The organism is Zavarzinella formosa DSM 19928, assembly GCF_000255705.1.
Taxonomy (GTDB): Bacteria; Planctomycetota; Planctomycetia; order Gemmatales; family Gemmataceae; genus Zavarzinella; species Zavarzinella formosa.
The window spans coordinates 380,059-406,193 of the sequence record NZ_JH636443.1; the positions used below are offsets into that span (position 1 = coordinate 380,059).

The window sequence follows — 26,135 nt, forward strand, 5'->3', positions numbered from 1 at the left end:
CACGGCCTCTGCCTGGCGGTCCGCCGCCACAGCGAACAGGCCGACTTGGAATACCTGGCCCGCGCCATGCAAACACCCGGCGGAATCCGGCGTTTGCGACGAAAACTCCGGCAGGCCATCCCGGCCGAGTTTCGCACCGCCGGATAAAAAGCGCAACTTCAAAACGCGCCAGCGAGGGTACCGCGATTTCCACCGGTCCAGCGGTTTCCCGACGGGCGATGGCCGTGTTTGATGCTGTGTGGCGAGAGAGGAGTGATTGTGCAGATCGCCACACTCATTTGAAACCCGCCATAGCCGGGCCGCCCCCGTCTTTTCACGGAATTTCGATGGCGTGATTAAACCGGGAACTTGAAATGTCCGCCGACTGGCCCGATTTCTCCGGGTCGCCGACATTCGGAGGGAGGGGATACCAGCCTCCCTCACCGGGCTTGGTGTGCTGGTGATGGGGCAACGGCTGGCCGTTTTTGGTCTTGGCGTGCGTGTCGGCCTTGGAAAGGACTGATTTCGCGCGGGCCGGGTCGGGGCTGGCGACGCCGATCCTCACGCGGCCGCGACGAACCCCTTCCACCACATACGTTCCGTCCGGCTGGATGACCCCGGAACGGGCGGTTCCGTCTTCGCTCAGGATCGTGACGCAGCCCGAAAGAACCGGGTGACCCTGATAACGCACGGTGCCGCTGACCGTCGAAGTCCCGGCGCCGCAACCGCCGACGGTGGCGAGCAGAATCGCCGGGAACAAGCATCGCCACATGAAATTCTCTCCTCCGGGCGTGGCCCGCCATGAGCTTACTGGGGCAGGCTGGCGGTTTCGCCACCGGCGCGGGTGCCGAGCGCCCGCCAGAGCATGGGGTTGATGGAATTGTTGATGCTGACAACCGATCCGTCGGCCATCAGGAAGTTGGCCCCCTGAGTGTGGAAGCTCCAAAAATCATCCACGTGGGCCACGGGGCTGTTCGGGGTGTGCGGCGGGATGTCGTTGACATCGCCGGTGTGCCCCAGGCAATACAACGGCGCCCCCTCCGGTCCCCAACCATAAGTATCGGGAAGATGCGCGGGAACCTGGCCGCCGGTCGGCGCTCCGGCCCAAGCCGCGTAGGCGAGGTTGGTGCTGCGCTCGCCGACGATGATGGTGTTGCTGGTCCCGTCCGTCACATCCGCGATGCGAACCCGGCTGTTGCGATAGAGCATTCCCTGATACTGGGCGCCGCGTTCCGGGTCGGTGTCGAGGAAGCCGGGGTCGGGAGTCACTTCTGGGTTACCGAACATGCCGACATAGTTCGAGTGGGCGAGTTGAACCGGCTGGCCCGCCGAGTCGTTCAGGGGATTCGCGTAAGGTTCCGCATCTCCGAGGATGTTGACCGTGAAGAGCAATTTGCCCGGATCGGACGGGCAAAGGAACACGGGCAGACTGGTCGTTCTCGCGGTTTTGTTGACCGGGTGGATGATGTCCTTCGTCAGGTCAATTTGCCGATAGAGGTTGTCCTGTTCCAGAAACGGGAGCAGTTGCGCTCCCCAGCCCCAGCCCGGCCCGTTGTCGTCCGAGAGGCCGGGACCGGGCGAGGTCGCCATGTAAGCGGACGGGAACGTCTCGAACGCCCCGTGATGGTTGTGCATCGCCAGCCCGATTTGCTTCAGGTTGTTTTTGCATTTCAGCCGGGCCGCCGATTCTCGAATCTTCTGAACGGCGGGCAACAGCAGCCCGATCAGAATGGCGATGATGGCGATCACCACCAACAACTCAATAAGAGTGAACGCCCGACGATATCCGGCCAGTGGTCGCTCCGTCATGTCGAATCTCCCCAAAAAGCATGCAATTCATTGGCAAAGTCGGGTGTCTTACCAATTGTGTTTATGGTGATAAATTGTAATACAATTCAATGGCACCGCAAGTGTGTTACGATGTAATACCGAGAAAGTTCAGGGATTTTTCCACTCGCAGTTCGATATTCTGGTCGATTATTTTAGACAGATTTTAGATATATCTAACTTGATTTCGTTCTGCGACAAGCCTATTGTGTCTATAGAAAAGATATATCTAAGATACAAAACGTATTGACGAAGTATCTTTTTACTGGGTCCAATATGAGGAAAGCCCGGAGATTTGAAAAGGCTCCGGCAGGTTCGCGGGCGGTCGCCTGCGGGCAATGAAAGGACAGAAGAGATGTTTAAGACCAACCACTACACTGAACGAGGTTGTGGCGGTGATCCACGGGCCGAGATGGAAAGACGATTCCACGGTTGCGGGGGCGGCGCCCACGGGTTCCGGGGCCGGATGCGGGCTTGGTTCGGCCACGGCCGATGCCGCCCGGAAGGATTCGACGGGCCGCACCATCATGGGCGGGAAGCGGGCGAACGATCTGATTTCAACTTGTTCGATGACGAAGGGGATGACATGCACGGGAATGAACGGGGTCATCGAGGCGGGCCGCGACACTGGCGGGGAAAAGAAGGCTTTGGCTGGGAATTCGGCGGGCCGGGCGGCCGCGGACCGGGGCAATCCGGCCGGCCGTTTGAACAGGGGGATCTCCGGTGGCTGACGCTGGATCTCATCGCCGCGCAACCACGGCATGGATACGAGATCATCAAGGCGATCGCGGATGCCCTGAACGGCCACTACACCCCCAGCCCTGGAGTCATCTATCCGACGCTCACGCTTCTAGAAGAAACCGGCCTGATCGTCGGCGAAACGCAAGGGGCGAAAAAACTCTACCGCCTGACGGACGAGGGAAAGGCCGAAGTGGAAGCCCACGCCGCCGACATCCACGCCGCCCGCAGCCGACTGGAGCAAGCCAACGCCCGCTTCGGCGGCCCCCCCGCCCCGGAACTCCACCGGGCGATGCACAACCTGCGAGCCGCCCTCCAAGTCCGACTGGCCAAAGGGGAACTGTCCCCCGAAGCCCTCGGCGCCATCACCGCCGCCCTTGACCGGGCCGCCGGTGAGATCGAACGGAGCTAAACTGGCTTGGCGGTCGAATCGAGCGAAAAATTTATTCGGGTTGATGCTCTTTCCGGCCCAGAACCAGAACGATTTCACGGGCGGCCCCGGCGACGGCGCCGATGATCGCCCCGACGCAGCCAAGCACAAAGGCGGCAAGCAGGTCGTCGGGCGATTGCCGGAGGAATTGAAGGCCGATTTGCGCCCCGAGCCAACTGGTGAGCAGGGACAAGCCAATGATTCTTGCAATCAGCGCCATGATCGTGCCTTTCAAGCGAGAGAGTATTCAACACACATCGTTGGGGTCGGCAAACGATGTTCAAGCCGGCGAACGGCCGAGGGTCGGCCGTCGGCTTGATTGGCCGGTCGTTGGCGTATCGTTCCAACAGTAGATATCCGGCGACATCATTCGCCAGGCGAAGCGCATCTTGCCCCAGGCCGATTTCCAGAAGCGGGCGAAGTCATATCCCCCCGCCCGGAGCGCGCGGCGGTGGCCGGTCCAGACGGCGATGGTAATCACGACAAACAAGAGCCGGTGAAGACGCATGGTCAGCGCCCGCCGCCAGCGAGAACAGCGATGATGCAAGATGGCCAGACGTTCGCATTGAAACCGAATATGCGCCACCTCGTCGGCCAGAATTTGTTCGCATATCCGCCGCAACACCGCCGACTTGGTCGCCCGGCGAATGGCGTTGTAGTAGATCATGGCGTGCGTCTCGACCATGACCACCGGGGTCGCCCACACTTCCATTCGGGACACCGAATACCGGACAAACCGGAACAGACTGTCCCCCCGATCCTCGCTGGCACGAGGCACGCCCGCCAAGTCCAAGAACCGGCCAAGCTGGCGACCGTGGCGTTGTTCCTCGGCAATGAACAGCCGCACCGCTCCGACAAAGTCCGGGTCGCCGATGGCCTTTGCGTAATGACAGGCGGCCGTGAACAGATGCGACCCGTCGGAGGTTTCGCCAAGCTGCCACCCCCGCAGGGAGTCGGCGATCTCCGCGAGTTCCGCCGCCGACACACCGGCCCCCTGATACCAAGGAACCGCCCGCTGACAGGCGGCGTTTTCCTCAAAATGCGTGATCCATTCGGATGAATTCCGAACCCGCAATCGACAGATTTCTTCCCCAATCATTCGCATCTCCTTTGCAATGCAAAGTGATGGTACAAACATTTGCTTTGCAATACAAAGCAAATTTGAGAATTCATTTTTTCGACAAAGGCCAAAGGCATTTGTCGAGTCGGAAATGTGATGTGTTTGTCCCGGCAAGGCACCGGTTAAAGAGGAAAATTCACGGCTCTTAAATTTGCTGTTCCAAAGCCACCGCCACCTGCGTGGCGGAGCGGAGGGCGAAGAACAACACGAATATGTCGAGCAGGCTTGCCAATAACCCGATCAACGGCACCCCGCCCAAAAGCATGAGGACGCAATGTGCCATCATCAGTCCGCGACTTGCCAGTTGGACGTTGAGCAACCGGCGTTCCGCGCAATGGTTAAGGTCATCCGCCAAGCCGACGAACGCCACGAAGATCCAGTAAATGTTGTAGAAGGGGATGAACAAATACCCGACCGCCTGGCCGGGGGTGGCCTTCTGCCAGCCGTTCTGTACTTGATCCCAGAGTTTGTAAAGCAAGATGTGCATGGCGACGGCCATGCCGAATACCGAGAAAACAAAGAGGACAATCGCCACGGCGATGACGATCCCGCAAAGAATGAGCACGGACTGCGCGACTTCCTGCGAGGCGGCAGAGGCTTGGGACTCACTTTCCACAATCTCAATGCCGACAATCCCCGCCACCGTGAGCAACAAGCCAGCCACGACGCCGACAAAACAACGAGCGAACCATTGATAACAGGTCTGCAAATTTCGCTTGCCAAGCATCAGGCCAAACGCGAAGAGATTCACCAACATCAGGAGGCACGCGAGCCAGAAGACGCCTAAACGGGCATCACGGCGAACCGCCACCGACATCTCCCATTCGGCGTTGTCGATCCACCAAAAGGCGGTGATGATCAACACCTGAAGAACCATGCCGCAAAAAAAGAACACCGGAAATCCGGGCTTTGGCCGCGACCTGCGGAACACCGGAACTGGCTGGCTTTCGACGGGACCGGCCGGATTGACCACGGGAGAGGGGGACGGCGTTTCCGGCTTCCACTGGCTGAGCCGCGAGACCGGCCGGTTTTGGACCGGAGGAGACAACGCCGGTTCTTGAGCATCGGCAACAATCGGCCGGTTTTGCGCTGGAGGGGAGGGAATTGGCTCTTGAACATCGGCAACGATGGGCCGGTTTTGAACCGGCAGAGAAGGAGCCGGTTCTTGAACATTATCGACGACGGGCTTGACGCTCGGGCCTTCCTCAACCGCCCGGCCCACGACAATGGAGGTTTGGCATACTTTGCAAACCACGGCGAGGCCGAGGAGATAATCACCCACATTGCGCCCGGCGCCACATTTCGGACAAGTGATCGCGATCATCGGCGCCCCAAACATGTCGGCTTGCGAGTCATCATGAGTTCAAAGGTAAGAGGCTGTCCGGTTGGGTGCAATGTGGAAGCTGGAGAATGACCGGAATTGAAAGGGGATGACGATTTACATCGCAACCAAAATCATCGTAATTGGTTTGATTTTTCGCTGACTGGAAATGAAAACAACGCGATTCCCCGGCATCCTCTGCTCTCACGCCAAAACATCTCTGTCCGGCGAAGGCTGCCTGAAAATCGCGGCTGGAGTCGGATTGGGGGTGATTAACCAATGGGGGTTTATAACCCTCAGTCACAGTACCGCTTTACTTCAATCTTTCGATCTCCTTCGGCGGTATACATTTATCGTACGTGCGGGCTTTGGCCGAAGTCAACACCGCCAATTCCCTTTTTGAAACTCACACTCCCGCATGCGAAGCGCCTTTCACGGCCGCCTCGATCTCCTCCACGTCCGGCAGTGAATTGCTGTCGCCCCGGATGACTTCGACGCCGTTCACGAAAATGGCAAACTCCCCCGGATCGCCGTCTTGCATCACGGCATCAATGTGAAAATCACCGGACAGGGCCTCAAGGACGGATTTCATGTGATCTTTGATGAGGGGACAACTCGGGCAACGCCTGATGACGGTAAGCATGACAAACTCCATTTCCAACTCAAACAGATGCAAGGGTGAATGATGAATTGTCGCATTTGACGCGCCGATGACATGCAGGGTGGAGATTTCACTCAAACTCCCGACACGGCGGTTATCTTTTCACGGGGACGATGCGCATGCTTTTCATCATTTCGGTCGATGATTCATTGTGATAGAATCATGCCCAAGCACGCCAGCCCACGAAACAAACCGTGGGTATTCACTCGCGGGAATCGAATCCGTGCCTCTGGTTGTTTGGCTCGGGCGAGTTTCGGTGACACGGGAGCCACTGATGTTGATTCGTTTGGGTTCCGTCGTCGCTTTGCTGCTCGCGGCCTCTTTGCAAGCGGCACCGCCGGATCAGGCCGACCGCAAGGTCGATTACAACCGGGATGTCCGGCCGATTCTCTCGGATCACTGCTTCAAATGCCACGGGCCGGATGAAAAGCAACGCAAGGCAAAGCTGCGCCTCGACACGCGCGAGGCGATCCCCGGTGCCAAGACCGAGTTGCTCGCCCGTGTGACCAGCAACGATCCCAAGGAATTGATGCCGCCCGCGAACAGCGGCAAAGCGTTGACGCCGGGGCAGATCAACATCTTGAAGCGATGGATCGATCAGGGGGCGCCGTGGTCCTCGCATTGGGCGTTCACGCCTCCCGTTCGACCGGAAGCCCCGAAATCCCGCGATGCGAAACGGGGCGAATGGGCCAAAAACCCGATTGATGCGTTCATCTTGGATCGTCTGGAACAAGAAGGATTGTCCCCGTCGCCCGAGGCTGACAAACCCACGCTGATTCGCCGGGTCACCCTCGACCTCACCGGATTGCCGCCGACCCCGGAGGAAGTGGATGCGTTCCTGAAAGACAACAACCGGGAGGCTTATGCGAAGGTGGTTGACCGGTTGCTCGCCTCGCCCCGATACGGCGAGCGGATGGCGTGGCGATGGCTGGAGGCCGCCCGCTATTCGGACACGAACGGCTACCAGACCGACGCCGGCCGCGATATGTGGCGCTGGCGGGACTGGGTGATCGAAGCCTACAACCGCAACCTGCCGTTCGACCAATTCACCATCGAACAACTCGCCGGGGACATGCTCCCCAAGCCGACGCTCGATCAGCGGATCGCCACCGGGTTCAACCGCAATCACCGGGGCAATTCCGAGGGGGGCATCGTGCCGCAGGAATACGCCGTCGAATATGTGGCCGACCGCGTGGAGACCACCGCGACTGTTTGGCTCGGGCTGACATTCACCTGTTGCCGCTGCCACGATCACAAGTTTGACCCCGTCTCACAGCGGGAGTTTTACAAGCTATTTGCGTTCTTCAACAACGTTCCGGAACAGGGCCGGGCGGTGAAGTTCGGCAACTCGCCGCCATACATCAAAGCCCCCACCATCAGCCAGCAAAAGCGCCTTGCGGAACTGAATGAGAAGTTGCTGACGGCCGAAAAACAGGTTGAAGAATTACGCGGCGAAACCGCCAAGGCACTGGCCTTATGGGAACCATCGGCCGACGACCGGAAACTCCCGGACACCGCTTATGCGCGCGGCCTGACATCGCATTGGCCGCTGGACGGTTCCGATGTGTTGAAAGCCGTGAGCGATGTTCATTATGCGCCCGGCCGCATCGGCAAAGCCATGGATCTGGACGGAGTGAATTACCTGCTGAGCGACAAGGCCGGGGATTTCGGATTCGACGACCGCTTCTCGCTCTCCTGCTGGGTCAGCCCGCGAAAACCCAACGGAACGATCCTCTCCCGCACCACCGAAGAACCACGGGGCGATGGCTACGCCGTGGCGCTGGTTGACGGCAAATTGCAGGTTCATCTCACCAAGCGCTGGCTGGACGACGCTCTGCGGATCGAGACAATCACGCCGATCCCGTTGAACCGCTGGTCGCACATCACCGTGACTTATGATGCGACCCGGCTCGCCTCCGGCACCAAGGTTTACCTCGACGGCGAGGAAGTGAAAATCCGCGTGCTTCTCGATCAACTGAACCAGACTTTCCAGTCGAAGGAACCGTTCCGCATCGGCGGCGGCAATGGAACGCGATTCGACGGCCTGATCGACGATGTGAAAATCCACAGCCGCGAACTTGATGCGGCCGAAGTCTGGCAAGCCGCCGTCCCGGCCACCATCGACGACATTCGGCGCAAGCCCGACGCCGGCCGAACCGAGGCCGAACGCCAGAAACTGCTCGCCTTCTTCGTCGAAGCGACATCGAACAAAACCATCCGCACGGCCCACGCCAGCCTCCGCGAATCACGCGAACAGCGGGCCAAATTTTGGGAAACGATCCCGACCGTGATGGTGATGGAGGAAATGCCGACGCCGCGAGAATCGCACATCCTCCTTCGCGGCGAGTATGACAAGAAGGGCGAGAAAGTGACTCCCGGCGTTCCGGCGGCGCTCGTTCCGGCCGGTGAAGCGCAGGCCGCGTCCAAGGTCGCCAACCGGCTGGATTTCGCCCGCTGGCTGGCCTCTCCCAAGAACCCGCTGATGGCCCGTGTCGCGGTGAATCGGGCGTGGCAATCGCACTTCGGCGTCGGCCTTGTGAAAACGACCGAAGACTTCGGCACCCAAGGGGCCTTCCCGACCCACCCCGAATTGCTTGACTGGCTTGCGGTCGAATTTGCCACCGATTGGGATGTCAAACAGCTTCACAAGTTGATCGTGATGTCCGCGACTTATCAACAATCCTCGCACATCACCAAGGAATTGTTGGCCCGTGATCCGGAGAACAAACTATTGGCCCGGTTTCCGCGATTGCGACTCTCGGCCGAAGTGTTGCGCGATCAGGCACTCTTCGCCAGCGGCCTGCTCGCGGAGAAAATCGGCGGCCCGAGCGTGAAGCCCTATCAACCGGCGGGATTATGGAAAGAACTTTCCGGGGCCGACGATTACATCCCCGACACCGGGGAGAATCTGTATCGCCGCAGCCTTTACACCTACTGGAAGCGGACCTCGCCCCCGCCGGTGCTGGCGGCGTTCGATGCGGCCGGGCGGGAAACCTGCTGGGTCCGCGAAAGCCGGACCAACACGCCGTTGCAGGCGCTTGCCCTGTTGAATGAGACGGCGTTCGTGGAGTCGGCCCGTTCGCTCGCCCAGCGGGTGATGCGGGAGGCCGCCTCGCCCGATGAACGTTTGACGCGGGCGTTCCGTCATGTCACCGCCCGACCGCCGACCACAAAAGAATTGCAAGTGCTTCGCGGGAATTTTGAGTTTCAACTCGCCGGTTATCGGGCCAACCCGCCGGGCGTTGCGAAACTGCTCGCCGTCGGCGAAGCAAAGGCCGACCCGAAGTTGAACCCGGCGGAACTGGCCGCTTATTCGTCGGTCTGCAATCTGTTGTTGAATCTGGATGAAGTCGTCACCAAGGAGTGACTTTGATGACTCCGCAACATCGCCGCCAATTCCTCACCCGCTCGGCCGCCGGGCTTGGCGCCCTTGCCTCGCTGCTGTCCGAGGGCCGGGCCTCCGAACCGGCGCCACAGGCGAAGCCGAGGGCCAAACGGATCATCTATCTGTTCCAATCCGGCGCCCCGTCGCAACTTGATTTGTTCGACCACAAGCCCGGCCTCAAGGACCGCTTTGCCGCCGAATTGCCGGATTCGATTCGCAAGGGGCAGCGATTGACCGGCATGACTGCCACGCAGGAATCATTCCCCGTGGCGCCGAGCAAATACACATTTCAACAGCACGGCAAAAGCGGGGCTTGGGTGAGTTCCCTGCTGCCGCACACGGCCAAGATCGCGGACGACCTTTGTTTCATCAAGTCGATGCACACCGAGGCCATCAACCACGACCCGGCCATCACCTTCTGCCAGACCGGGGCGCAACTGGCGGGCCGGCCGAGCATCGGGGCGTGGGTCGAATATGGCCTCGGCAGCCTGAACAAAGAATTGCCCGCGTTCGTGGTGCTGGTTTCGTCTGGCTCGGGCAACCTCGCGGATCAACCGCTGTACGACCGCCTCTGGGGAAGCGGGTTCCTGCCGTCAAAACACCAAGGAGTCAAGTTCCGCTCGCAGGGCGACCCGGTGCTGTTCCTCCGAACGCCGGACGGCATCTCCGACACCGGCCGGCGGCGAACGCTCGACGACTTGGCCGCACTGAACAAACTTCGGCAAGGCGAAACCGGCGACCCCGAAACGGAGACGCGGATTCAGCAATATGAGATGGCGTTTCGGATGCAGTCGAGCGTTCCCGAACTGACCGATCTCTCGAAGGAAGACGCGAAGACGTTTGAACTCTACGGGGACGACGCCCGCAAACCCGGCACCTTCGCGGCGAATTGTCTGCTGGCCCGCCGACTGGCCGAGCGGGATGTGCGCTTCATCCAGTTGTACCATCGCGGCTGGGACCAGCACACCAACCTGCCGAAGCAAATCGAAGGGCAATGCCGCGACACCGACCGGGCCTCGGCGGCCCTCATCACCGACCTGAAGCGCCGGGGGCTTCTCGACGACACGCTGGTGATTTGGGGGGGCGAATTTGGCCGCACGGTGTACTGTCAGGGCAAACTGACGGCCGGGGATTATGGCCGCGACCATCACCCCCGCTGCTTCACCGTCTGGCTCGCCGGCGGGGGCGTCAAACCCGGCCAAACTTACGGCGAGACGGACGATTTCGGTTACAACATCGTCAAAGATCCGGTCGATGTCCACGACCTGAACGCAACCGTGTTGCACTGTCTGGGCCTCGATCACACGAAGCTGACTTATCGCTATCAGGGGCGGGATTTTCGCCTCACCGATGTGCATGGGAACATCGTCAAGAAAATCCTGACCTGACCGGTCACTTCTTGTCGATGGCCACCAGTTCCTTGGCGCTCCGGTGATACAAGACGCCCTGACTGGATGACGGCCCGCTCAGGCTCCAAGTGTCTCCCAGCGGGCCGAGGTCGTTGACGGCTAAAAGGGCTTTTTGATCCAAGACGGTCGCCTTGGTGTCGATCACATAAGTGACGCCGAGCATGACGGTGATGTACAGTTTGTCCCCCAACACAACGGGCGTGGGGAAGAAGGCATCGACCTGCCAGCCATCCGTCCGGGAGCGGTCTTCGTCGGCGATTTCCCGGCCTTGGTTGTCCACGGTGCGCGTCTTGAGGGCACGGCCATAAACGAACTGGTCGGGTTCGCCGGTCTTGCGTTCGACGCCAACGGGGAGTTCCAGATACTCGACCTTGCCCGTTTCGGCGTGAATCCGTCCGAGGGCATACGCCGGGCCGCTGTGCCCCTTCGGCGCCCGGCCATTGCGGCGGTTGTTGGTCGTGCAGAGAAACCAATGCCAGCCGTTCGCCGCCATGTTCGCGTGCCATTGCGGCAGCACATGCAACACTTCGCCCGCCTTGAGCGGAAACGCCGGGTCCGGCAGGTCGCGGATATTCACATTCTCATGGGAGACGTAAGCCTTTTTCTCGCTGTTCCACTGCCGCACATCGGCCGATTTCACCAGCGATTGTTCGCGCACCAGTTTCCCGGTCGCCGCGTCGAGGACAACGTGAGCCTCCTCGGGGGCGTTGCGGAACCAGTAGACATATTTCTTGTCCCAGACATTGGTGTAAAGCGCCATCCAAGTCGTGCCGTCCAGCGGGGCGCCGGGCTTGGCCTCCGGTGAAAACCGCCAGACGGTTTTGCCTTCCTCGCCTTTCGCCAGACTGGTCATGCTGAGGCCGATGGGCGTCTCGGGCACGCCATGCGGCCCGCCTCGGCCATGCACCACCGCCGGGCGGCCGTCCGGCAAATGGCCGAAGCAGGGTGTGCAGTAAAATGTGCAGGGGTCTTCGGCGATCCAGCGCAGTTTGCCGGTGAAGCGATCAATCGCGTGCAGATAGTTCCAGTCGTCCCGCTTGGCGTCGAAGCCCGGCTCATCCTTGCCGATGGGTTCGACGGTGATGATGACATCCCCGTGCAAAATCGGTTCGCATTGCCGGTTGAACGGATACTTGTCCGGCTGCGTGCGGAAACTTCGCCGCCAGATTTCCTTGCCGGAATGGTCCCAGCAACCCATTTCGCCGGACGAGTTGAAGAAGCAGACCGTCTTCTCATCACAGATCGGCGTCCAGGAAGTGGAATCGCTGTACGCATACAACTGCGGGCTGGGCCGGCCCCCTTGAAGTGTCACCGACCACAAGATTTTGCCGGTCGCCCGGTCAACCGCATGCCCCAAAATAGTGTTGCTTTGCCGTTTGGCTTTCTCGTCCTGCTCGGCAAACGTGGTCAGAAACAGCTTGTCCCCCATGATGACGATGCCGCTTTGGCCGGCGTTCGGCAACTTGGTCCGCCAGCGGATGTTTTCGTTGCGGGCCACGCTCCAATGCGTGGGCGCGTCGGCGGCGAGATGCCAGTCCCCGTTCGGCCCCGCCGCCTGCGGCCAGAATTTGGGCGGTTCTTCGGCGTTCAATGATCCGCAAAGAATCGAAGCAATGGCGAGCGAGGCGAAAAAATGTCTCATATTATCTCGGAAACGATGGTGGGATTTTCTTCGGGGTGGCCTTGGGGATCAACTCACTTCTTGCCGGCGGGTTTGGCGTCGGTCAGCAAATACAAGGCTCCTTCGGTGCGAACGAGCAACCCGCCCCCGGCGGCCGCCGGGGTGGCCTGAATGCGACCGCCGAGTTCATTGCGGCCAACTTCTTTGTAAGTGTCGGCGGCCTTGAAGAGGGTGGCCTTGCCTTCGTCGGCGAAGGTGTAAATCGTGTCTCCCCGAACGAGCGGCGAGGCGGTGTAGGCGCCGGTGAGGCGTTCGGTCCACTTCACCGCCCCGGTTTTGGCGTCGAGGCAGGTGGCCGTCCCTTGGTCCGACACCATGAACAACAGGCCGCCGACGACCACCGGAGAAGGGACGTTCGGCACCCCCTTCTTGTATCGCCACGCGACATGCGAAGCGGTCACGTCTCCCCGGCCGTCCGGGCGAATGGCGATCAGTTCATGGGCGAAGTACCCGCTGGAAACAATCACCAGCCCGTTTGCAAACACCGGCCGGGGGACGTTTGAGAACCCGGTGTATGTGACCCGCCAAAGTTCCTTGCCGGTGTCCGGGTCGTAGCTGTATACGCACTGCGCGCCGGGGATTACGACCTGATCTTGCTTGTCAACGGTGATGACCAGCGGAGTGGAGAAGGCCCGCCGTTCGTTGGCCGGTTTCTTGGCGGCCGCCGTGCGTTCGGTTCTCCAAGCCACTTCCCCGGTGGCCGCGTCGAGCGAGGCGACGAACTGACTGTCCGCCCCGTCGCAAGTCAGGATAACGCGGTTCTTGTACGGAACCGGGGAACTGCCCGGCCCGGTTTCATATTTCACCTTGAATGTGTCGTTGCGCCACAACACCTTGCCGTTGGAGGCGTCCACGCACCCCACGCCATCGCTCCCGAAAGAGACGACCACCCGCCCGCCGATGACGGCCGGCGTCGGAGACGCCGGGGTGTTGCGGGCATGAAGCGGCGGCAACTTGGGGACCGCGAACAGTTCGACATCATGCTCGATCTTACCCGAGAGCAGATTCACGCCAATCACCCGGAGGCTAAAGCCCCCGTCGGCGACCGGGACGGCGCTGGTCACCCATGCTTTCCCGTCGGCGATCACCGGGGAAGACGATCCTTTGCCCGTCAGCGGCGTCTTCCAGCCGACGTTCTTGCTCTCGCTCCACTCAGTCGGGATGGCGGTGTCAACCTGCCCCTGCCCCCCCGGCCCGCGAAACTGCGGCCAAGGCGACGGATCTCGACCCGGTTCGGCCCCCGTGACGGACCCGACGGCCAGCGCCGCCAGGCCGAACAGCGTCAAACACCTCATCATCTTGGCCCCTTCTCTTGCCATGCGATTACATTATCCACGATCAGGAGATGACTTCCTTGATGACGCGCCCGGCCACGTCGGTCAGGCGGAAGTCGCGGCCGTTGTGGCGGTAGGTTAGCTTGGTGTGGTCGAGACCCATCATGTTCAGGATCGTTGCCTGAAGATCGTGGACGCACACCCGGTCTTCGACAGCTTTGTAGCCGAATTCGTCGGTCTTGCCGTAGTGGACGCCCCCCTTGGCGCCGCCGCCGCAGAAGATCGTGGTGTAGGCGTGCGGGTTGTGGTCGCGGCCCTTGCTGTCTTGCGCGTCCGAAGTGCGGCCGAATTCGCCCCCCCAGATCACCAGCGTGTCCTTGAGCATGTCGCGTTGTTTCAAGTCCGCCAGCAGGCCGGCGAAGGGAGTGTCCGTCATCATCCCGCAGTCGCGGTGGTTGGTGAGGATGTCGCTGTGCCCGTCCCACGGCACATCAGCCACGGCGCCGCCGGAGATGCGGTTGGTGGGGCAGAAGACTTGCACAAAACGCACGCCTCGTTCGACCAACCGGCGGGCCATCAGGCATTGCCGCCCGAAGGAGGCGCAATCTTTGTTGTCCATGCCGTACAGGTTCTTCGTTTTCTCGGTTTCCCGGCTGAGGTCCAGTGCCTCGGGGGCAGCCGATTGCATCCGGTAGGCCAGTTCAAAAGAGCGGATGCGGGCGGTCAGATCGGGGAGTTCGCCACGGGCTTTTTGGTGGGCCAAGTTGGCTTCGCGGAGCAGTTCCAGTTGCGCCCGCTGGCGGTCGTCGGTCATGCCCGCCAGCGGCGACACATCGCGGATGGCTTCCTTCTGCCGGGCATCCAATAACAATGGTTGATGCGTCTTGGGCAGGAAGCCGGGGGACCAGATGCCGTCGTCCCCGCGAGGCTTGTTGTCGTGCAACACCACGAACGCGGGCAGGTTGTCGTTGGTCGAGCCGAGACCGTAGCTCAGCCACGCGCCGAGCGTCGGGTAGCCGGGGCGGGACATCCCGGCGGCCAGTTCCATCGACGCCGGGGCATGGTTGTTCGCGATGGAATAGCAGGAGTGGACAAAGGCCATGTCATCGACGTGTTTGGCGGCACGCGGGAACACATCAGACACCCATGAGCCGGATTGGCCGTGTTGCGACCATTTGAACGGCGACGCCAGACACTTGCCGCTGGTGGTGAAAAAGCCGGTCTTCGGGTCGGCCCCCTCCAGCTTTTGGCCGTCTCGCTTCTGGAGTTCCGGCTTGTAATCAAACGTGTCCACATGCGACGGGCCGCCGGTCATGAACAGCCAGATGATGGACTTGGCCTTCGGCTCGAAATGCGGCTTCTTCTCGGCCGCCCCAAGCTGACTGTCGCGGCTGAGCAAGTGAGCGAGCGCCAGCGAACCGCAGCCGAGGCCGGACGTGCGAAGAAACTCGCGGCGGGAGAGGGGCAGCAGCGGGAGAGTCATGTCGTTGGCCTCTTCAAAGTCCGGGCGCAAGGAAGGTAATTTCAGGTTTGCGTTGTCAGTCGTTTCGCCGGTTAATCGACGTAGAGGAATTCATTCAGGCAGAGCAATGCCTGACAGAAATCAACGGTCATCGTGTTCAACCCTTTCCCGCCGTCGGCGCCACGGAGGATGAAGCCGGTCATGCGCTGGCGTTCGTCGTCAGCCGGTTTTCGGCCGAGGGCGATGCGGTACGCCTTCTCAACAGCCTGCGGCACATCGCCGGTCCCGGCGGGCATGACGACACGGGCGAGTTTCTCGGCCTGTTGACGCACCAAGCTGGAATTCATCATCATCAACGCCTGGGTTGTCGCCGTGGTCGATTGACGTTCGCCGACACCTTGAATCGGCTCGGGGGCGTCGAACGCCTGAAGCATCGGCAACAACCGGCTGCGTTTCACGGTCAGATAGACGCTGCGGCGCGGGCTGTTCTCGTCTAGCGTACCGGGGCCGAACATTTTCAAATCGAGCGAACCGCCAACCATCAACACGCTGTCCCGGACAGCCTCGGCCTCCAATCGTCGCGGCGGGATGTGCCACCAGAGGCGGTTTTGCGGGTCGGCCTTGACGGCGGCCTCGTTGGCGTCGCTCCCCTGTTGATAGGCGGCGCTGGTCATGATGAGCTTGTGGAGGGGCTTGAGTTTCCAGCCTCCTTTGATGAATTCCGTCGCCAGATAATCAAGCAATTCGGGGTGCGTCGGCGGTTCGCCCTGCGCGCCGAAATCGTTCGGCGTGCGGACGATGCCCTTGCCAAAATGATGCTGCCAGACGCGGTTGACCATCACGCGGGCCAGCAACCGGCCCCCGCCGTCTTTGGTATCCGTCATCCAGTCCGCCAGCGCCACGCGCGGCGGCTTCGCAGGGGCCTTGTCATCTCCCTTTTCGCGGAGCCAGCGTTTCTCGTCGGCGTTCGTCAGCACTTGAACGAACCCCGGCGGGGCGACGCCGTTTTTGCGGGCCGTCTCCCCCCGGATGAGAAAATGCACGTCCCCGCCCCGGCCGGAAGTTGCGGAAAACACGGGAATCAGCGGCGGTTTCGGTTCTTTTGTCAGCGAGCGATCAACGATGGCGAATGCCTCGTCAGTAGCGGCATCTTGCTTGCGGAACCAGCGGACAATCTCCGCCCGGTTGACACCGTCGAGCTTGCCCTGTTGGGCCGTCAGCAATGTTTGAATCTCCACGCCGGATTGCGGCCGAGTCGATCCGTCGGGTTTCGCATCCGTCGATGAGAACGCCAGCCGGATGCGGCCGGCGGCGAAATCTTTCTCAAACTTCAACACGATGGCCAGTTCCGTGCCCCCCTCGAAGCCGAACGGCGTCTCGGCGACGAACGTGGCGACTTGGGCCTTCCCCGCCATCTTGCCGGGTTGCTCGAATACCGTCTTGCCCGGCTTGAGTTTGACGACCACCGGCTTCGCCCCCTTCTTGGCGGCGGCCGGCGACGGGGTGGCCGTCAGCGTGATCTCGGTCAGCGTGAAGTGGCCATCCGGGGAACGGCCGGGGCCGGACTTGGGGAGCGAGGCATCGCTCAAGGCTTCGACGCGGAGGGCGGTGATCTTCGTCTGCGAAGTGGCCCCCGTGATCGTGTAAGTGTCGGCCTTCTCCGCCTTGCCCGCCGCGAGGAAGGAACCATCGGGGAGCTTTGTCAGCGTGGCTTTCCCGGTGACGGCGTTCGGCTCCAACATCAGCCAATCGGCCGCCGGTTTCACCTTCTCGGCCGTCAACCACTTGTCGAACCGGCCCGGCAGCGTTTCCTTGTCAAACTTCGCCAGTGCTTGTGCGAGCGGCGCGTGAATCGCGTCGAACTCCGCTTTCGCTTTGCGGAAGGTTTCCGGATGGGGGTCCATTTGCCGGTTCGTCGAATCGGTGCGGGCCAGTGTCGCGGCCAGCCGGTAATAATCCTGTTGCGGGATCGGATCGTATTTATGTTCGTGGCAGCGGGCGCAACCGAGTGTCATGCCCAGCAGGGCCGTTCCCGTTGTCGCAATCATGTCGTCGAGGTGGTCATAACGGATCGGCTCCAGCGTTTTCGCGGTGGTCTGCCCCGGATACGGCCCGGCGACCAGAAAGCCCGTCGCGGAGGCGGCCGAGAAGTCGCCCGGCTTGATCTCGTCCCCGGCCAGTTGCAACCGCACGAACTCGTCGAAGGGCATGTCCTGATTGAGTGATTGAATGACAAAATCGCGGTAGTGATACGCGCCCGGCCGGTCGCCGTCGAACTCGTAGCCGCCGCTCTCGGCGAACCGCGTGACATCAAGCCAGTGCCGCCCCCAGCGCTCGCCGTGCCGTTCGCTGGCGAGCAACCGGGTCAGCAGTTTGTCGTAGGCATCGGGCGATGGGTCGTTGACAAACGCCTCCACTTCCCCGGATGTGGGCGGCAGCCCGGTCAGATCAAACGTGACCCGCCGGATCAGCTTTTCTTTGGAAAGAGGCTTGCTCGGCGTGAGCCCTTTCGCCTCCAAACCGGCAAGGATGAAGCGGTCGATGGGATTGCGAGCCCACGCAGCGTTTTTGACATCCGGCGGCATCACGGAAGCCAGCGGCCGGAACGCCCAGAACCGTTTGCCCTCGGCGAGATCGATCAGGCGTTTGCCGGGCAACGCCCCGCCTTCTCGCGGGTCGGCCGCGCCCGTCTCAATCCACTTGGTGAAATCGGCGATGACCGCATCGGCCAGTTTGCCCCGAGGCGGCATCTTCTCGACCGCGCCTTCGTGACGCATCGCGGAGAGCAGGAGACTTTTCTTCGCGTCCCCCGGCACGACGGCCGGGCCGGCGTCTCCTCCTTTGCGAATTCCTTCCCGTGTGTCCAGCAGCAGACCGCCACGCAGTTTCTTGTTCTTGGCCGCCTCGGCCGAATGACACTGGTAACACTCGCTCACGAGGACCGGGCGAATCTTCGACTCGAAGAACTCCAATGCCTTCGCATCCGGCGATTGTTCGGCGGCCGTTGACTGAAGACAAAGCAGCCCCAACGCCACGGCGACGACGCGGACAGTCGGCAAGTTGTTCATCATGGACCTGACGAGAAGCGGCGGGAGGGAGGGCGGTAGGAAAGGTAGTTTACACGATACGCCGGCGAATTCTCGAATGAATTCACCCAACTTCCACCGAGATCGGCCAAATTCCCGAGGGGGGTGTCAGCCTGGCGAAGAAACGGATGAAAAGCCGTTGATGCTTCCAAGCGGTTCGGCCGAAGCGATCAGCGTTCCGGTTACTTCCGAAGTTCCACGGGCTGAATATTTAGATGCTCGGTCCACGGCTTCTCCTTCATTGGGCCTTCGACCTTCGGTGGAATATTTTGTCGCTCGGTCCACGGCCTCTCCTTCATCGGGTCTTCGACCTTCGGAGGATTCGGCGGGGAGTCCGCGCCCACCTTGGTCATCCGCTCTCTCAGCTTTTCGGCCTTCAGCCGGATGGTCTTCAGCGCCGCTTGTTCCCGCTTTTCCAACTCGGCCTTCTCGGCGCGAATGGCCTCCACCACATCAATCAACTGATCGATGCTCATGTCTTCGGGTTTGGATTTGATTTCCGGTTCCAGGTCGAACTGGGCCGCCCTTGGCATCCCGGTCGGTACTGTCGCTCCAATCGTGGGAATCCGTGGCATGTCCGGGGATTGGCCCGGCTTTGGCGTCTGGGTCGGCACTGACGCGAGGGGCGGGGGCGGGGACAACGGCGACAACACCGGCAGTGACACGGAAGGCGGCGGTTCGTCCGCATCGATCGGCGGCGCCGCCTTGCGAACCCCGGAATGCGTGGCCGGCAGATGCGGCGGTGTTTCCAAATCGCCCGCCGGATGTTTGACTCGGATCGTCGAGGCGGGGGGCGGGGGGGCCGCGCCCGGCGGGAGTTGGGCAAGAACCACCCCGCATGCCGACAGCAACGCCGCCCCAACAATCAAGGCGATCCGCTTTCGGTTCCTCATGTCGTCTTCCTTGCGTAGATTGATCCGAAGAGGCACAGCGTAAACTCCGGCCGGACAGGACGCAAGGCCGATCCGGCGACGAGTTCACGGGGCTGGCAAACCATTCAACCGCCGGAAAGTCAGGAGCGGCACATGACACAACCGATTCGCATTGCCGTGCTGCTATTGATGACAGTCGCCGCGTGCCCGGCCGGTGAGCCTCTGGCAAAGCCGGCTCCGAACGAACTGCCGCGATCATGGAGCCTCGAAGAGATCGACAAGCAAATGCCGGGGCCAAGGGGTGATCGGGTATATGTGCTTGCCTGGAAGATCGTGGAAGACGATCGCCCGCTACGGGTCGAGAGTTGCCTCGCGATAAGAGTCTTCGACAAGAACGAAGGATACGGCCTGTGGCATCTGTGGAGGCATCCCGCCGACAAGAACCTCAAATGGCAAGTTGCCTATACGCATGTGACAGGCGAGAAAAACACGAAGTATTTCCCCGGCCTTGATCTGTTGCACGCCAAACAGTTCAAAAACCGGCCGGGGAACAAGGAACTGTATGCCTCGCTGACGTTCGAGGAAGTCAACTGGAGTTTTGAACTGGAAAAGGACTGGAAGGTTGTCGGCTGCGGTGTGTGCGAAAAAAGCTGGGAAGAGGTCATCGGGGAAAAACCGGCGAAGTTTTTCAGCACGGCCCCGGCCAGTCCGCGATAATATGCCGGCAATTCTTGCTCCATCATCTCGGAGCCTTTTGGTCGTTCGGGAGCCAAAACACCAATGTTTGGGAGAAGCAGTTTTCGGAACCCGGCCAGAATATGCCTGCCGCAAATTGAATCTATTCCGAGCCTTTCATTTCCTCATCTCATGCCGTTTGAGCAACTCGTTCCATTTGCCTTGCCTCCTCAAAATGGATCTGATCGTGCCCGCCTTGGAGATCATCGTTTGCATGGATTCGCTCAGAGTCTCCTCCTGCGAGTTCAAGCCAATGAGAAGGCGTTGGGCGGTCACCGGGTTGTATCCCGCCTCCTCCAATCTCGGGATCACTGTCTCTCGCAACCATGTCTTCTCGCGAAAATAGGCGGCGATGCCAAGCACGCACACCACGACAAATAGCACGCCTGCGAAAAAAGCCATCCAAACGCCATCGGTCTAGTCAGTCGGCAGCCACCAATATGCCGAGATCGTTACCGCGACCATTCCCATGGCGGCCAGACAGCCGAAAGTTTCCCCAGGCTTCGTGTCCCCCAGCCGTTCAAACAGCGCCAGAATCTCTTTGGCGGTTTCTTTCTCTCGCAAGAAACGATCAATCCTTGCAAGCAATCTCTTGCGGCGGTATTCGCTCATGTCCGGCGACCGATGCCATTTTCTGGCGAGCTTTTCCCCCTCCGGTTCCTGTTGATACGGAGCCAGCAACTCCGACAATCTCGCCCATTGCTTCTCCGATTCAATGTCTGGCAACGCGGCAGCCTGTGGTTCGTCGCTCGGCACATGGGTTTGACTGTCGCGGAGGAGTTTCGACAGCGGGGTGTTGGTTTCCTCCAAGAGCTCTTTAAAAGGCATCAACTCGGCTTCGGCCGGAGAAATGATTTCATCGTATCGTTCCAGTTCGCATTCATATTCCGCATCACAAACGGTGCATTGTCTCGTGATGGCCAGCCTCGTGCTGCCTGTGGAAATGCCGTAAACGTGTTCGGTGCGGACGTACTCCTGCGCGACAAACTTCTCCGCCCGATGGCACCGCGCGCAGTCATCCGCGACGACGCCAAGGATATTTTTTTCGCCTCTCGATCCCCAGACGATAAACATGCGAGTCCCGCCCCGACCACGATATTGCCGCGTGAATATACAGTATCCCGCGTATGGGGTAAAATGAGACCTTCAAAAAGCCGAAATGCTGTCGGCAGAGGGCCCCGCGAAAAATGCCCGGAAGAATCCATCAGGGAAAAACTGGCGAAATTGATCGGCCGATCGCCTAATGATAAAGAATCGGCCGGTTTGGACGGTCAGGAAGGAGCATTGATGTTAGGCTGGTTTTGGAAGAAACCGGAACCCAAAGGCACCCCCGCCCCGTCGCCGGCCGAACCCGGCCTTCGCGGGGGCGTCGAGTCCATGGTTTCGCTTCTCCGCGCCAACCCGGCCGCCGACGATGAATCCATTGCCTGTCTGCTAACCGGGGAAGGTTTCACCGAACAACAAGCCACCAAGCTGATTCAGTTTGTGCCCGTCGCCTTCACGCGGTTTCTGTATCGCAGTCGCGGCGTGAGATTCGCCCCGGAGTATGTGGTCCTCGGCGCCGATGCCCGGCCAGTCGCCCGCCGCCCGGTGGCCGACGAACCGGCGTATCGCGAAGCTTGGGCGCATTGCGAGCAAGCTTTTGGGGACGGAGCCGACGACGCCTATTTCATCCCCATCGCGGCCCGAAGCGGCGGCTACCGCGCGATTCAAGACTTGGTGCGGGAAGGCTCGAAACTGGCGAGCATCGCGACGGGCCCGCCGATGATGATGGAATGATGAAAATTACCCTGTGGATCGTCAGTCACAACGGAATGGGAACCGATCCTCCGCCCTCATACTCACTTGGCCTTTGGCATCGGCAGGAAAAAGAACTCGTTCAGCATGGCCACGAAAAATTCCGGCATCGGGCTGTCGGGGTCGGGCGACATCGCCTCGCCCATGAAACTGCCGTGCGTGCCGGGCAGGATGGCCAGACGGCCGTGAGGCAGGAGCCGGCTCATTTCAACCGCATGTTCCGGCCGGATAATATCTTGGTCGCCGATCGCGACCAGCGACGGGGCTTGTATTGATTTGATGTCTTCCTGTTTCCAATCCTTGAATGTTTGCATTCGTGTGACATCCCTGTTGAACATGTTCAACAGCGCCGCCGGGTCGTTGTTGATTTGCGAATACGCCTCTTTATAAACTTTCGGCATGTCGTTGAAGGTGGCGTTCTCCATCCCTTTCCAGAACCCCGCCACCATGCCCTCCCGTTTGTAAAAGGCCGACGCCAGAACCAGTTTGCGCGCCCGCTCCGGGTGCCGGATGGCAATCTGCATGGCCGTGTTGCCGCCGTTGCTGAAGCCCAAGATGTCGGCCCCCTTGATGTTGAGCTGGTTCAGCAGTTCGGCCACATCGTCGGCATCTTGTTCAAAACTCTCCGGGGCGTTTCGGTCGGCGGTGTGCCCGTGGGCTTGCAATTCCACGGCAATCACCAAACGCGATTTGGCCAGCATCGGCAGGATTTTGCCGAATGTCGTCGTGATGGTTGAGCCGCCGCCGTGGATCAACACCAACGGCCGGCCGCCGCCATGGGTCTCGTAATACATCTTGATGCCATTCACTTGGGCATAATGGCCCCCGACCGTGCCGGTCGTCTCGGCGGCCGCCGGTTCCGGGACGCTTTCTCGCTTGCCGCATCCGGCGCCGACGGCCATCGCCATGAACGCGGAGGCCAGCCGCAGGGGTGAAATCATCTTTTGCATCGTCTGATCCTTGCCTTGGTGTTTGCGGAAATAAATCAGGCCGTCAATTGTTCCGCGAGTTTGTCGAGCGTTCCGGTCCAGCCCTCCCGCATCGAGTCGTGGCTGGTGTCGAAGGTGTTCCGTTCCTCTTCCGTGCCGTTGAAAGCGGACCACGTGATGCGAACGACGGTCCCGTGGCCGATGCCGGCATGATGGTAGAACGTCACGACGGAGTGCATTTCCAGCGGCCAATGGGGGTGAAAAGGCGAGCCGATGGTGTTGCCGTCCTTGTCCGCGAACGAAACGAGGAACTCCAGCCGGTTTGGCTTGGTGATCTCCCGGAAAGTCCACTTGCCCCACATATCCTTGCCGTCCGGGCCGCGCATGCAATAGTGAAAAATCCCGCCCGGCTTGAGGTCGAGCGTGCAATGCGGGATGGTGATGCTCTTCGGGCCGAACCACTTCATCAGTTGATCCCGCTCCGTCCATGCGCCCCACATTTGTTCGAGCGGGACGTTGAACACGCGCGTCATCACGAACGGTTCTCCAACCGGACTGGCGGGCTTCTCCATCGCTTGCAGATGCTCGGCCAGCCGGCCCAACGTCTGCTTGCCCCCTTCGATGGCGTTGTACTGGCTGACGACAAAATCGCGTTCCTTCGCGGACGGGAAGGTGGATATCATCGTCAGCCTCGTTTGCCGTTCGCCGACTTTTTCAAAAGTCAAGGTCACTTGAAAATTCACCGGCTCATGATCCTTTTCCCCGCCGTGCTTGTACGACAATCGCTCCGGAGGCGCCACCTCCAGAAAGATCACCTTGTTGGGGTAATCGCGGCCGTCCGGGCCGTGCATCACATACCGCCACACACCGCCCGGCCTCACGTCCCGCTCTTGGGTGGTGGTCGTGAATCCCTGCGGCCCCCACCACCGCGACTGATGTTCCAACTCGGTCCAAGCCTTCCAGACCAACTCTCGCGGCGCATCGAAAACGCGCGTCAATTCAATCTCGCGGTCGGACGTGGATTCATTCGGGCTCATCATCGTTCTCCTTGGATTGAAGTTCGCGCAGGTAATCATCCAGCCGTTGGAGGCGTTCTTCCCAGAAATCCCGGTATTGTTCGAGTTCGCCAAACGAATCGCTCGGTATTTTTATTTAACCAATAAGATAATTAACCATAAAGCAAAATACAAATATAGCTCATTGCTGTCAAGGATTTTTCAAATGTCCGGCAGTTTCCGCAGGTTTTGCCGGGTCGAAATGATTCCGGCTTGGGGCTTGATGCGGTCGGGCTGAACTTATTCGTTGGCTGGCGCGACCTTTGTTTCAGAAATAAGAAAGCCCCGACTGGCTGGCGGGCTTTCGTTTCCCAATCACCCAAGGGAATTGAATCATCATGAATGTGTTGGTCACCGGCAGCAGCGGGCATCTTGGCGAAGCCCTTATGCGCACCCTCCGAAACGCGGGCCATCAGCCTGTCGGCCTCGACAAGCTGGCTTCCCCCTTCACCACTCACCTTGGATCGATAGCCGACCGGGAAACCGTGCGGCAGGCGATGAGGGGCGTGGAGGCCGTGATCCACACGGCGACGCTCCATAAGCCGCATGTCGCCACGCACACACGGCAGGAGTTCATCGACACGAACATCACCGGCACGCTTAATCTTCTGGAGGAGGCCGCGTCGGCGGGCGTCCGGGCGTTCGTGTTCACCAGCACCACCAGTGTCTTTGGCCGCGCGCTGACCCCGCCGCCGGGGGCGCCGGCCGCTTGGGTGACGGAGGACGTGCGGCCGGTCCCCAAAAACATTTACGGGGTGACAAAAACGGCCGCCGAGGATTTGTGCGAGTTGTCCCATCGGCTTCACGGGATGCCCTGCCTCATCCTGCGGACCTCGCGTTTTTTCCCGGAGGCGGACGACGACCCGGATGCCCGCCGCGACTACGAGGATGGCAACATCAAAGCCAACGAGTTCCTGCACCGGCGGGCGGGCATCCAAGACATCGTGGACGCCCATTTGCTCGCCATCGAAAAAGCCCCGGTGATCGGCTTCTCGCGATACATCATCAGTGCGACTTCGCCCTTTCAACCCGAGGATTTGGCCGAACTACGGACAAACGCCCCCGTCGTGGTGAGGCGTCTGGCGCCGGGCTATGAAGAAGAGTACGCCCGGCGCGGCTGGAAAATGTTCCCCGGCATCGGCCGGGTCTACGTCAACGAAAAAGCCCGCCGGGAACTCGGCTGGCAACCCCGCTACGATTTCCAACGGATCATCGAATCCCTGAAAGCCGATGAAGACCCGCGCAGCCCGCTGGCCCACGAGGTCGGGTCAAAGGGATACCATGAACGTGAGTTCGAGAACGGGCCCTATCCGGTGTCGTGACACCGAGGAGATTGATTCCCATGTCATCATCTCTTCTGAACTCCCCTTGGCGAATGCACCAAAACTATTTGCCTCCACCCTGAAACATCATTGGCTCCCTGTTCGCAAACGTGTTAACATGCCGGGCGAACATCCGAGACACTGAAAGGCGATTCCCCGTGGCGTCAACGACCAAGCAGCGGATCACCAGTATTGATGCGTTTCGCGGGTTTGTGATGTTGTTGATGCTTGCGGAGGTGTTGTCGCCCTCTTCTGTTGCCGAACATTTCCCGAACAGCGAACTCTGGCAATTCATCAATCACCACACGACACATGTGATCTGGCGGGGCGGCTCGCTGCACGACATGATCCAGCCGTCGTTCTCGTTCCTCGTCGGGGTGGCCGTGCCGTTCTCGATCGCCAGCCGGATGGCTGCCGGGCACGGGTTTTTGAGCATGTTGCTGCATGCAATCTTCCGGGCGGCCATGCTCATCTGGTTGGGGATCTTCCTGCGGTCGGACGGGAAGGAGATGACTAACTTCACCTTCCAGGATACGCTCAGCCAGATCGGCATGGGTTATGTGTTTTTGTTCCTGCTCGGCTTCCGCTCGGCCGTGTGGCATTGGGCGGCCTTCGGGCTGTTGCTGGTCGCGTCGGCGGCCATTTTTGCCTCGCACCCGCTGCCGCCGGCAGATTTCGACTACCCGGCCGTGGGCGTTCCGGCGGACTGGCCCCACCATGCCAGCGGGTTCGCCGCCCATTGGAACAAAAACTCCAACGCCGGTTGGGCCATCGACCAATGGTTCCTGAATCTCTTTGGCCGCGAAAAACCATTCGTGTCCAACGGCGGGGGTTATGTGACGGTCAACTTTGTCACCACGCTGGCGACGATGATTCTCGGCCTGATCGCGGGAACATGGATGAAGGCGGGTTACCCGCGCGGGGCGTTGCTTCTTCGGCTGTTGCTCGCGGGCACCATCGCGTTCTCGGCCGGTTTTGCTCTCGATTATTTCGGCCTCATTCCCAACGTGAAACGAATCTGGACGCCCGCCTGGACACTCTACAGCGGCGGG

General features: G+C 60.5%; 22 protein-coding genes and 1 pseudogene. 7 read left to right on the plus strand and 16 right to left on the minus strand.

Features of this window, described 5'->3' with window-relative positions:
• Nucleotides 1–313 precede the first annotated feature (313 nt).
• Both BGIM_RS0126970 and BGIM_RS0126975 read right to left on the minus strand, forming a co-directional pair.
• Nucleotides 314–751, minus strand: a complete 438-nt coding sequence (locus tag BGIM_RS0126970) for a hypothetical protein (protein WP_020472819.1) — start codon at nt 749–751, stop codon at nt 314–316.
• Between the two features lie 35 nt (nt 752–786).
• On the minus strand, nt 787–1,788 hold the full coding sequence (locus BGIM_RS0126975; RefSeq protein WP_020472820.1) for a DUF1559 domain-containing protein: 1,002 nt from the start codon (nt 1,786–1,788) through the stop codon (nt 787–789).
• Between the two features lie 373 nt (nt 1,789–2,161).
• On the opposite strand from BGIM_RS0126975, the gene BGIM_RS0126985 reads away from it, so the two are divergent.
• Entirely contained in the window at nt 2,162–2,956 is a 795-nt protein-coding gene (locus tag BGIM_RS0126985) for a PadR family transcriptional regulator (RefSeq protein ID WP_202947311.1), read from the plus strand.
• Between the two features lie 31 nt (nt 2,957–2,987).
• Here BGIM_RS0126985 and BGIM_RS0126990 read toward each other — a convergent pair whose 3' ends face one another.
• From BGIM_RS0126990 to BGIM_RS0127005, 4 genes are all read right to left on the minus strand, one after another.
• A complete protein-coding gene (locus tag BGIM_RS0126990; protein ID WP_020472822.1) occupies nt 2,988–3,194 on the minus strand; it encodes a hypothetical protein in 207 nt (68 codons plus the stop codon).
• A gap of 60 nt (nt 3,195–3,254) precedes the next feature.
• A complete protein-coding gene (locus tag BGIM_RS0126995) occupies nt 3,255–4,073 on the minus strand; it encodes a ferritin-like domain-containing protein (protein WP_020472823.1) in 819 nt (272 codons plus the stop codon).
• A 166-nt stretch (nt 4,074–4,239) separates the two neighbouring features.
• Nucleotides 4,240–5,418: a zinc ribbon domain-containing protein gene (locus BGIM_RS0127000; RefSeq protein WP_157369447.1), complete on the minus strand. Its 1,179-nt coding sequence runs from the start codon at nt 5,416–5,418 to the stop codon at nt 4,240–4,242.
• A 403-nt stretch (nt 5,419–5,821) separates the two neighbouring features.
• Entirely contained in the window at nt 5,822–6,058 is a 237-nt protein-coding gene (locus BGIM_RS0127005; RefSeq protein ID WP_084760141.1) for a hypothetical protein, read from the minus strand.
• A 292-nt stretch (nt 6,059–6,350) separates the two neighbouring features.
• On the opposite strand from BGIM_RS0127005, the gene BGIM_RS0127010 reads away from it, so the two are divergent.
• Both BGIM_RS0127010 and BGIM_RS0127015 read left to right on the plus strand, forming a co-directional pair.
• Nucleotides 6,351–9,443, plus strand: coding sequence for a DUF1553 domain-containing protein (locus BGIM_RS0127010; RefSeq protein WP_020472826.1), 3,093 nt, complete (start codon nt 6,351–6,353; stop codon nt 9,441–9,443).
• A 5-nt stretch (nt 9,444–9,448) separates the two neighbouring features.
• A complete protein-coding gene (locus tag BGIM_RS0127015) occupies nt 9,449–10,849 on the plus strand; it encodes a DUF1501 domain-containing protein (protein ID WP_020472827.1) in 1,401 nt (466 codons plus the stop codon).
• 4 nt (nt 10,850–10,853) lie between these two features.
• Here the strand turns inward: BGIM_RS0127015 and BGIM_RS0127020 are convergent, their stop codons facing one another.
• From BGIM_RS0127020 to BGIM_RS0127040, 5 genes are all read right to left on the minus strand, one after another.
• Entirely contained in the window at nt 10,854–12,512 is a 1,659-nt protein-coding gene (locus tag BGIM_RS0127020) for an outer membrane protein assembly factor BamB family protein (protein WP_020472828.1), read from the minus strand.
• A gap of 53 nt (nt 12,513–12,565) precedes the next feature.
• A complete protein-coding gene (locus tag BGIM_RS0127025; RefSeq protein ID WP_020472829.1) occupies nt 12,566–13,849 on the minus strand; it encodes a PQQ-binding-like beta-propeller repeat protein in 1,284 nt (427 codons plus the stop codon).
• Nucleotides 13,850–13,889: 40 nt separating this feature from the next.
• Nucleotides 13,890–15,308, minus strand: coding sequence for a DUF1501 domain-containing protein (locus BGIM_RS0127030; protein ID WP_029630614.1), 1,419 nt, complete (start codon nt 15,306–15,308; stop codon nt 13,890–13,892).
• Nucleotides 15,309–15,379: 71 nt separating this feature from the next.
• Nucleotides 15,380–18,358, minus strand: a complete 2,979-nt coding sequence (locus BGIM_RS52595; protein ID WP_052640019.1) for a PSD1 and planctomycete cytochrome C domain-containing protein — start codon at nt 18,356–18,358, stop codon at nt 15,380–15,382.
• A 197-nt stretch (nt 18,359–18,555) separates the two neighbouring features.
• Complete coding sequence (locus BGIM_RS0127040; protein WP_029630616.1) at nt 18,556–19,266, minus strand: hypothetical protein; 711 nt, start codon at nt 19,264–19,266, stop codon at nt 18,556–18,558.
• 132 nt (nt 19,267–19,398) lie between these two features.
• Between BGIM_RS0127040 and BGIM_RS0127045 the strand changes: the two genes are divergently transcribed.
• Complete coding sequence (locus tag BGIM_RS0127045; protein ID WP_020472832.1) at nt 19,399–19,962, plus strand: hypothetical protein; 564 nt, start codon at nt 19,399–19,401, stop codon at nt 19,960–19,962.
• Nucleotides 19,963–20,097: 135 nt separating this feature from the next.
• Here BGIM_RS0127045 and BGIM_RS0127050 read toward each other — a convergent pair whose 3' ends face one another.
• Both BGIM_RS0127050 and BGIM_RS0127055 read right to left on the minus strand, forming a co-directional pair.
• Nucleotides 20,098–20,382 (minus strand): hypothetical protein, encoded by a 285-nt coding sequence (locus BGIM_RS0127050; protein ID WP_020472833.1) that lies wholly within the window; start codon nt 20,380–20,382, stop codon nt 20,098–20,100.
• A gap of 15 nt (nt 20,383–20,397) precedes the next feature.
• Nucleotides 20,398–21,054, minus strand: coding sequence for a hypothetical protein (locus BGIM_RS0127055; RefSeq protein WP_020472834.1), 657 nt, complete (start codon nt 21,052–21,054; stop codon nt 20,398–20,400).
• A gap of 213 nt (nt 21,055–21,267) precedes the next feature.
• On the opposite strand from BGIM_RS0127055, the gene BGIM_RS0127060 reads away from it, so the two are divergent.
• Nucleotides 21,268–21,759, plus strand: a complete 492-nt coding sequence (locus tag BGIM_RS0127060; RefSeq protein WP_157369448.1) for a hypothetical protein — start codon at nt 21,268–21,270, stop codon at nt 21,757–21,759.
• A 62-nt stretch (nt 21,760–21,821) separates the two neighbouring features.
• Here the strand turns inward: BGIM_RS0127060 and BGIM_RS0127065 are convergent, their stop codons facing one another.
• The 3 genes and pseudogenes from BGIM_RS0127065 to BGIM_RS68375 form a co-directional block, all read right to left on the minus strand.
• On the minus strand, nt 21,822–22,727 hold the full coding sequence (locus BGIM_RS0127065; RefSeq protein ID WP_020472836.1) for an alpha/beta fold hydrolase: 906 nt from the start codon (nt 22,725–22,727) through the stop codon (nt 21,822–21,824).
• Nucleotides 22,728–22,762: 35 nt separating this feature from the next.
• A complete protein-coding gene (locus BGIM_RS68370) occupies nt 22,763–23,278 on the minus strand; it encodes an SRPBCC family protein (RefSeq protein WP_390567748.1) in 516 nt (171 codons plus the stop codon).
• A gap of 6 nt (nt 23,279–23,284) precedes the next feature.
• A pseudogene (locus BGIM_RS68375) lies at nt 23,285–23,746 on the minus strand (SRPBCC family protein); the annotation flags it as partial.
• Nucleotides 23,747–24,099: 353 nt separating this feature from the next.
• Between BGIM_RS68375 and BGIM_RS0127080 the strand changes: the two are divergent.
• Nucleotides 24,100–25,083 carry an NAD-dependent epimerase/dehydratase family protein gene (locus tag BGIM_RS0127080; RefSeq protein ID WP_020472839.1) on the plus strand — a complete coding sequence of 328 codons (984 nt, stop codon included), beginning with the start codon at nt 24,100–24,102 and terminating at the stop codon, nt 25,081–25,083.
• 158 nt (nt 25,084–25,241) lie between these two features.
• The coding region (locus BGIM_RS52605; protein WP_202947312.1) for a hypothetical protein at nt 25,242–26,135 on the plus strand (894 nt) is incomplete at its 3' end.

What these genes read in the sequence shown, in the direction of transcription:
- BGIM_RS0126970 (WP_020472819.1), bottom strand. Translation starts at nt 751, where the DNA reads ATGTGGCGATGCTTGTTCCCGGCGATTCTGCTCGCCACCGTCGGCGGT.
- BGIM_RS0126975 (WP_020472820.1), bottom strand. Translation starts at nt 1,788, where the DNA reads ATGACGGAGCGACCACTGGCCGGATATCGTCGGGCGTTCACTCTTATT.
- BGIM_RS0126985 (WP_202947311.1), top strand. Translation starts at nt 2,162, where the DNA reads ATGTTTAAGACCAACCACTACACTGAACGAGGTTGTGGCGGTGATCCA.
- BGIM_RS0126990 (WP_020472822.1), bottom strand. Translation starts at nt 3,194, where the DNA reads ATGGCGCTGATTGCAAGAATCATTGGCTTGTCCCTGCTCACCAGTTGG.
- BGIM_RS0126995 (WP_020472823.1), bottom strand. Translation starts at nt 4,073, where the DNA reads ATGATTGGGGAAGAAATCTGTCGATTGCGGGTTCGGAATTCATCCGAA.
- BGIM_RS0127000 (WP_157369447.1), bottom strand. Translation starts at nt 5,418, where the DNA reads ATGATCGCGATCACTTGTCCGAAATGTGGCGCCGGGCGCAATGTGGGT.
- BGIM_RS0127005 (WP_084760141.1), bottom strand. Translation starts at nt 6,058, where the DNA reads ATGCTTACCGTCATCAGGCGTTGCCCGAGTTGTCCCCTCATCAAAGAT.
- BGIM_RS0127010 (WP_020472826.1), top strand. Translation starts at nt 6,351, where the DNA reads ATGTTGATTCGTTTGGGTTCCGTCGTCGCTTTGCTGCTCGCGGCCTCT.
- BGIM_RS0127015 (WP_020472827.1), top strand. Translation starts at nt 9,449, where the DNA reads ATGACTCCGCAACATCGCCGCCAATTCCTCACCCGCTCGGCCGCCGGG.
- BGIM_RS0127020 (WP_020472828.1), bottom strand. Translation starts at nt 12,512, where the DNA reads ATGAGACATTTTTTCGCCTCGCTCGCCATTGCTTCGATTCTTTGCGGA.
- BGIM_RS0127025 (WP_020472829.1), bottom strand. Translation starts at nt 13,849, where the DNA reads ATGATGAGGTGTTTGACGCTGTTCGGCCTGGCGGCGCTGGCCGTCGGG.
- BGIM_RS0127030 (WP_029630614.1), bottom strand. Translation starts at nt 15,308, where the DNA reads ATGACTCTCCCGCTGCTGCCCCTCTCCCGCCGCGAGTTTCTTCGCACG.
- BGIM_RS52595 (WP_052640019.1), bottom strand. Translation starts at nt 18,358, where the DNA reads ATGATGAACAACTTGCCGACTGTCCGCGTCGTCGCCGTGGCGTTGGGG.
- BGIM_RS0127040 (WP_029630616.1), bottom strand. Translation starts at nt 19,266, where the DNA reads ATGAGGAACCGAAAGCGGATCGCCTTGATTGTTGGGGCGGCGTTGCTG.
- BGIM_RS0127045 (WP_020472832.1), top strand. Translation starts at nt 19,399, where the DNA reads ATGACACAACCGATTCGCATTGCCGTGCTGCTATTGATGACAGTCGCC.
- BGIM_RS0127050 (WP_020472833.1), bottom strand. Translation starts at nt 20,382, where the DNA reads ATGGCTTTTTTCGCAGGCGTGCTATTTGTCGTGGTGTGCGTGCTTGGC.
- BGIM_RS0127055 (WP_020472834.1), bottom strand. Translation starts at nt 21,054, where the DNA reads ATGTTTATCGTCTGGGGATCGAGAGGCGAAAAAAATATCCTTGGCGTC.
- BGIM_RS0127060 (WP_157369448.1), top strand. Translation starts at nt 21,268, where the DNA reads ATGTTAGGCTGGTTTTGGAAGAAACCGGAACCCAAAGGCACCCCCGCC.
- BGIM_RS0127065 (WP_020472836.1), bottom strand. Translation starts at nt 22,727, where the DNA reads ATGCAAAAGATGATTTCACCCCTGCGGCTGGCCTCCGCGTTCATGGCG.
- BGIM_RS68370 (WP_390567748.1), bottom strand. Translation starts at nt 23,278, where the DNA reads ATGGAGAAGCCCGCCAGTCCGGTTGGAGAACCGTTCGTGATGACGCGC.
- BGIM_RS0127080 (WP_020472839.1), top strand. Translation starts at nt 24,100, where the DNA reads ATGAATGTGTTGGTCACCGGCAGCAGCGGGCATCTTGGCGAAGCCCTT.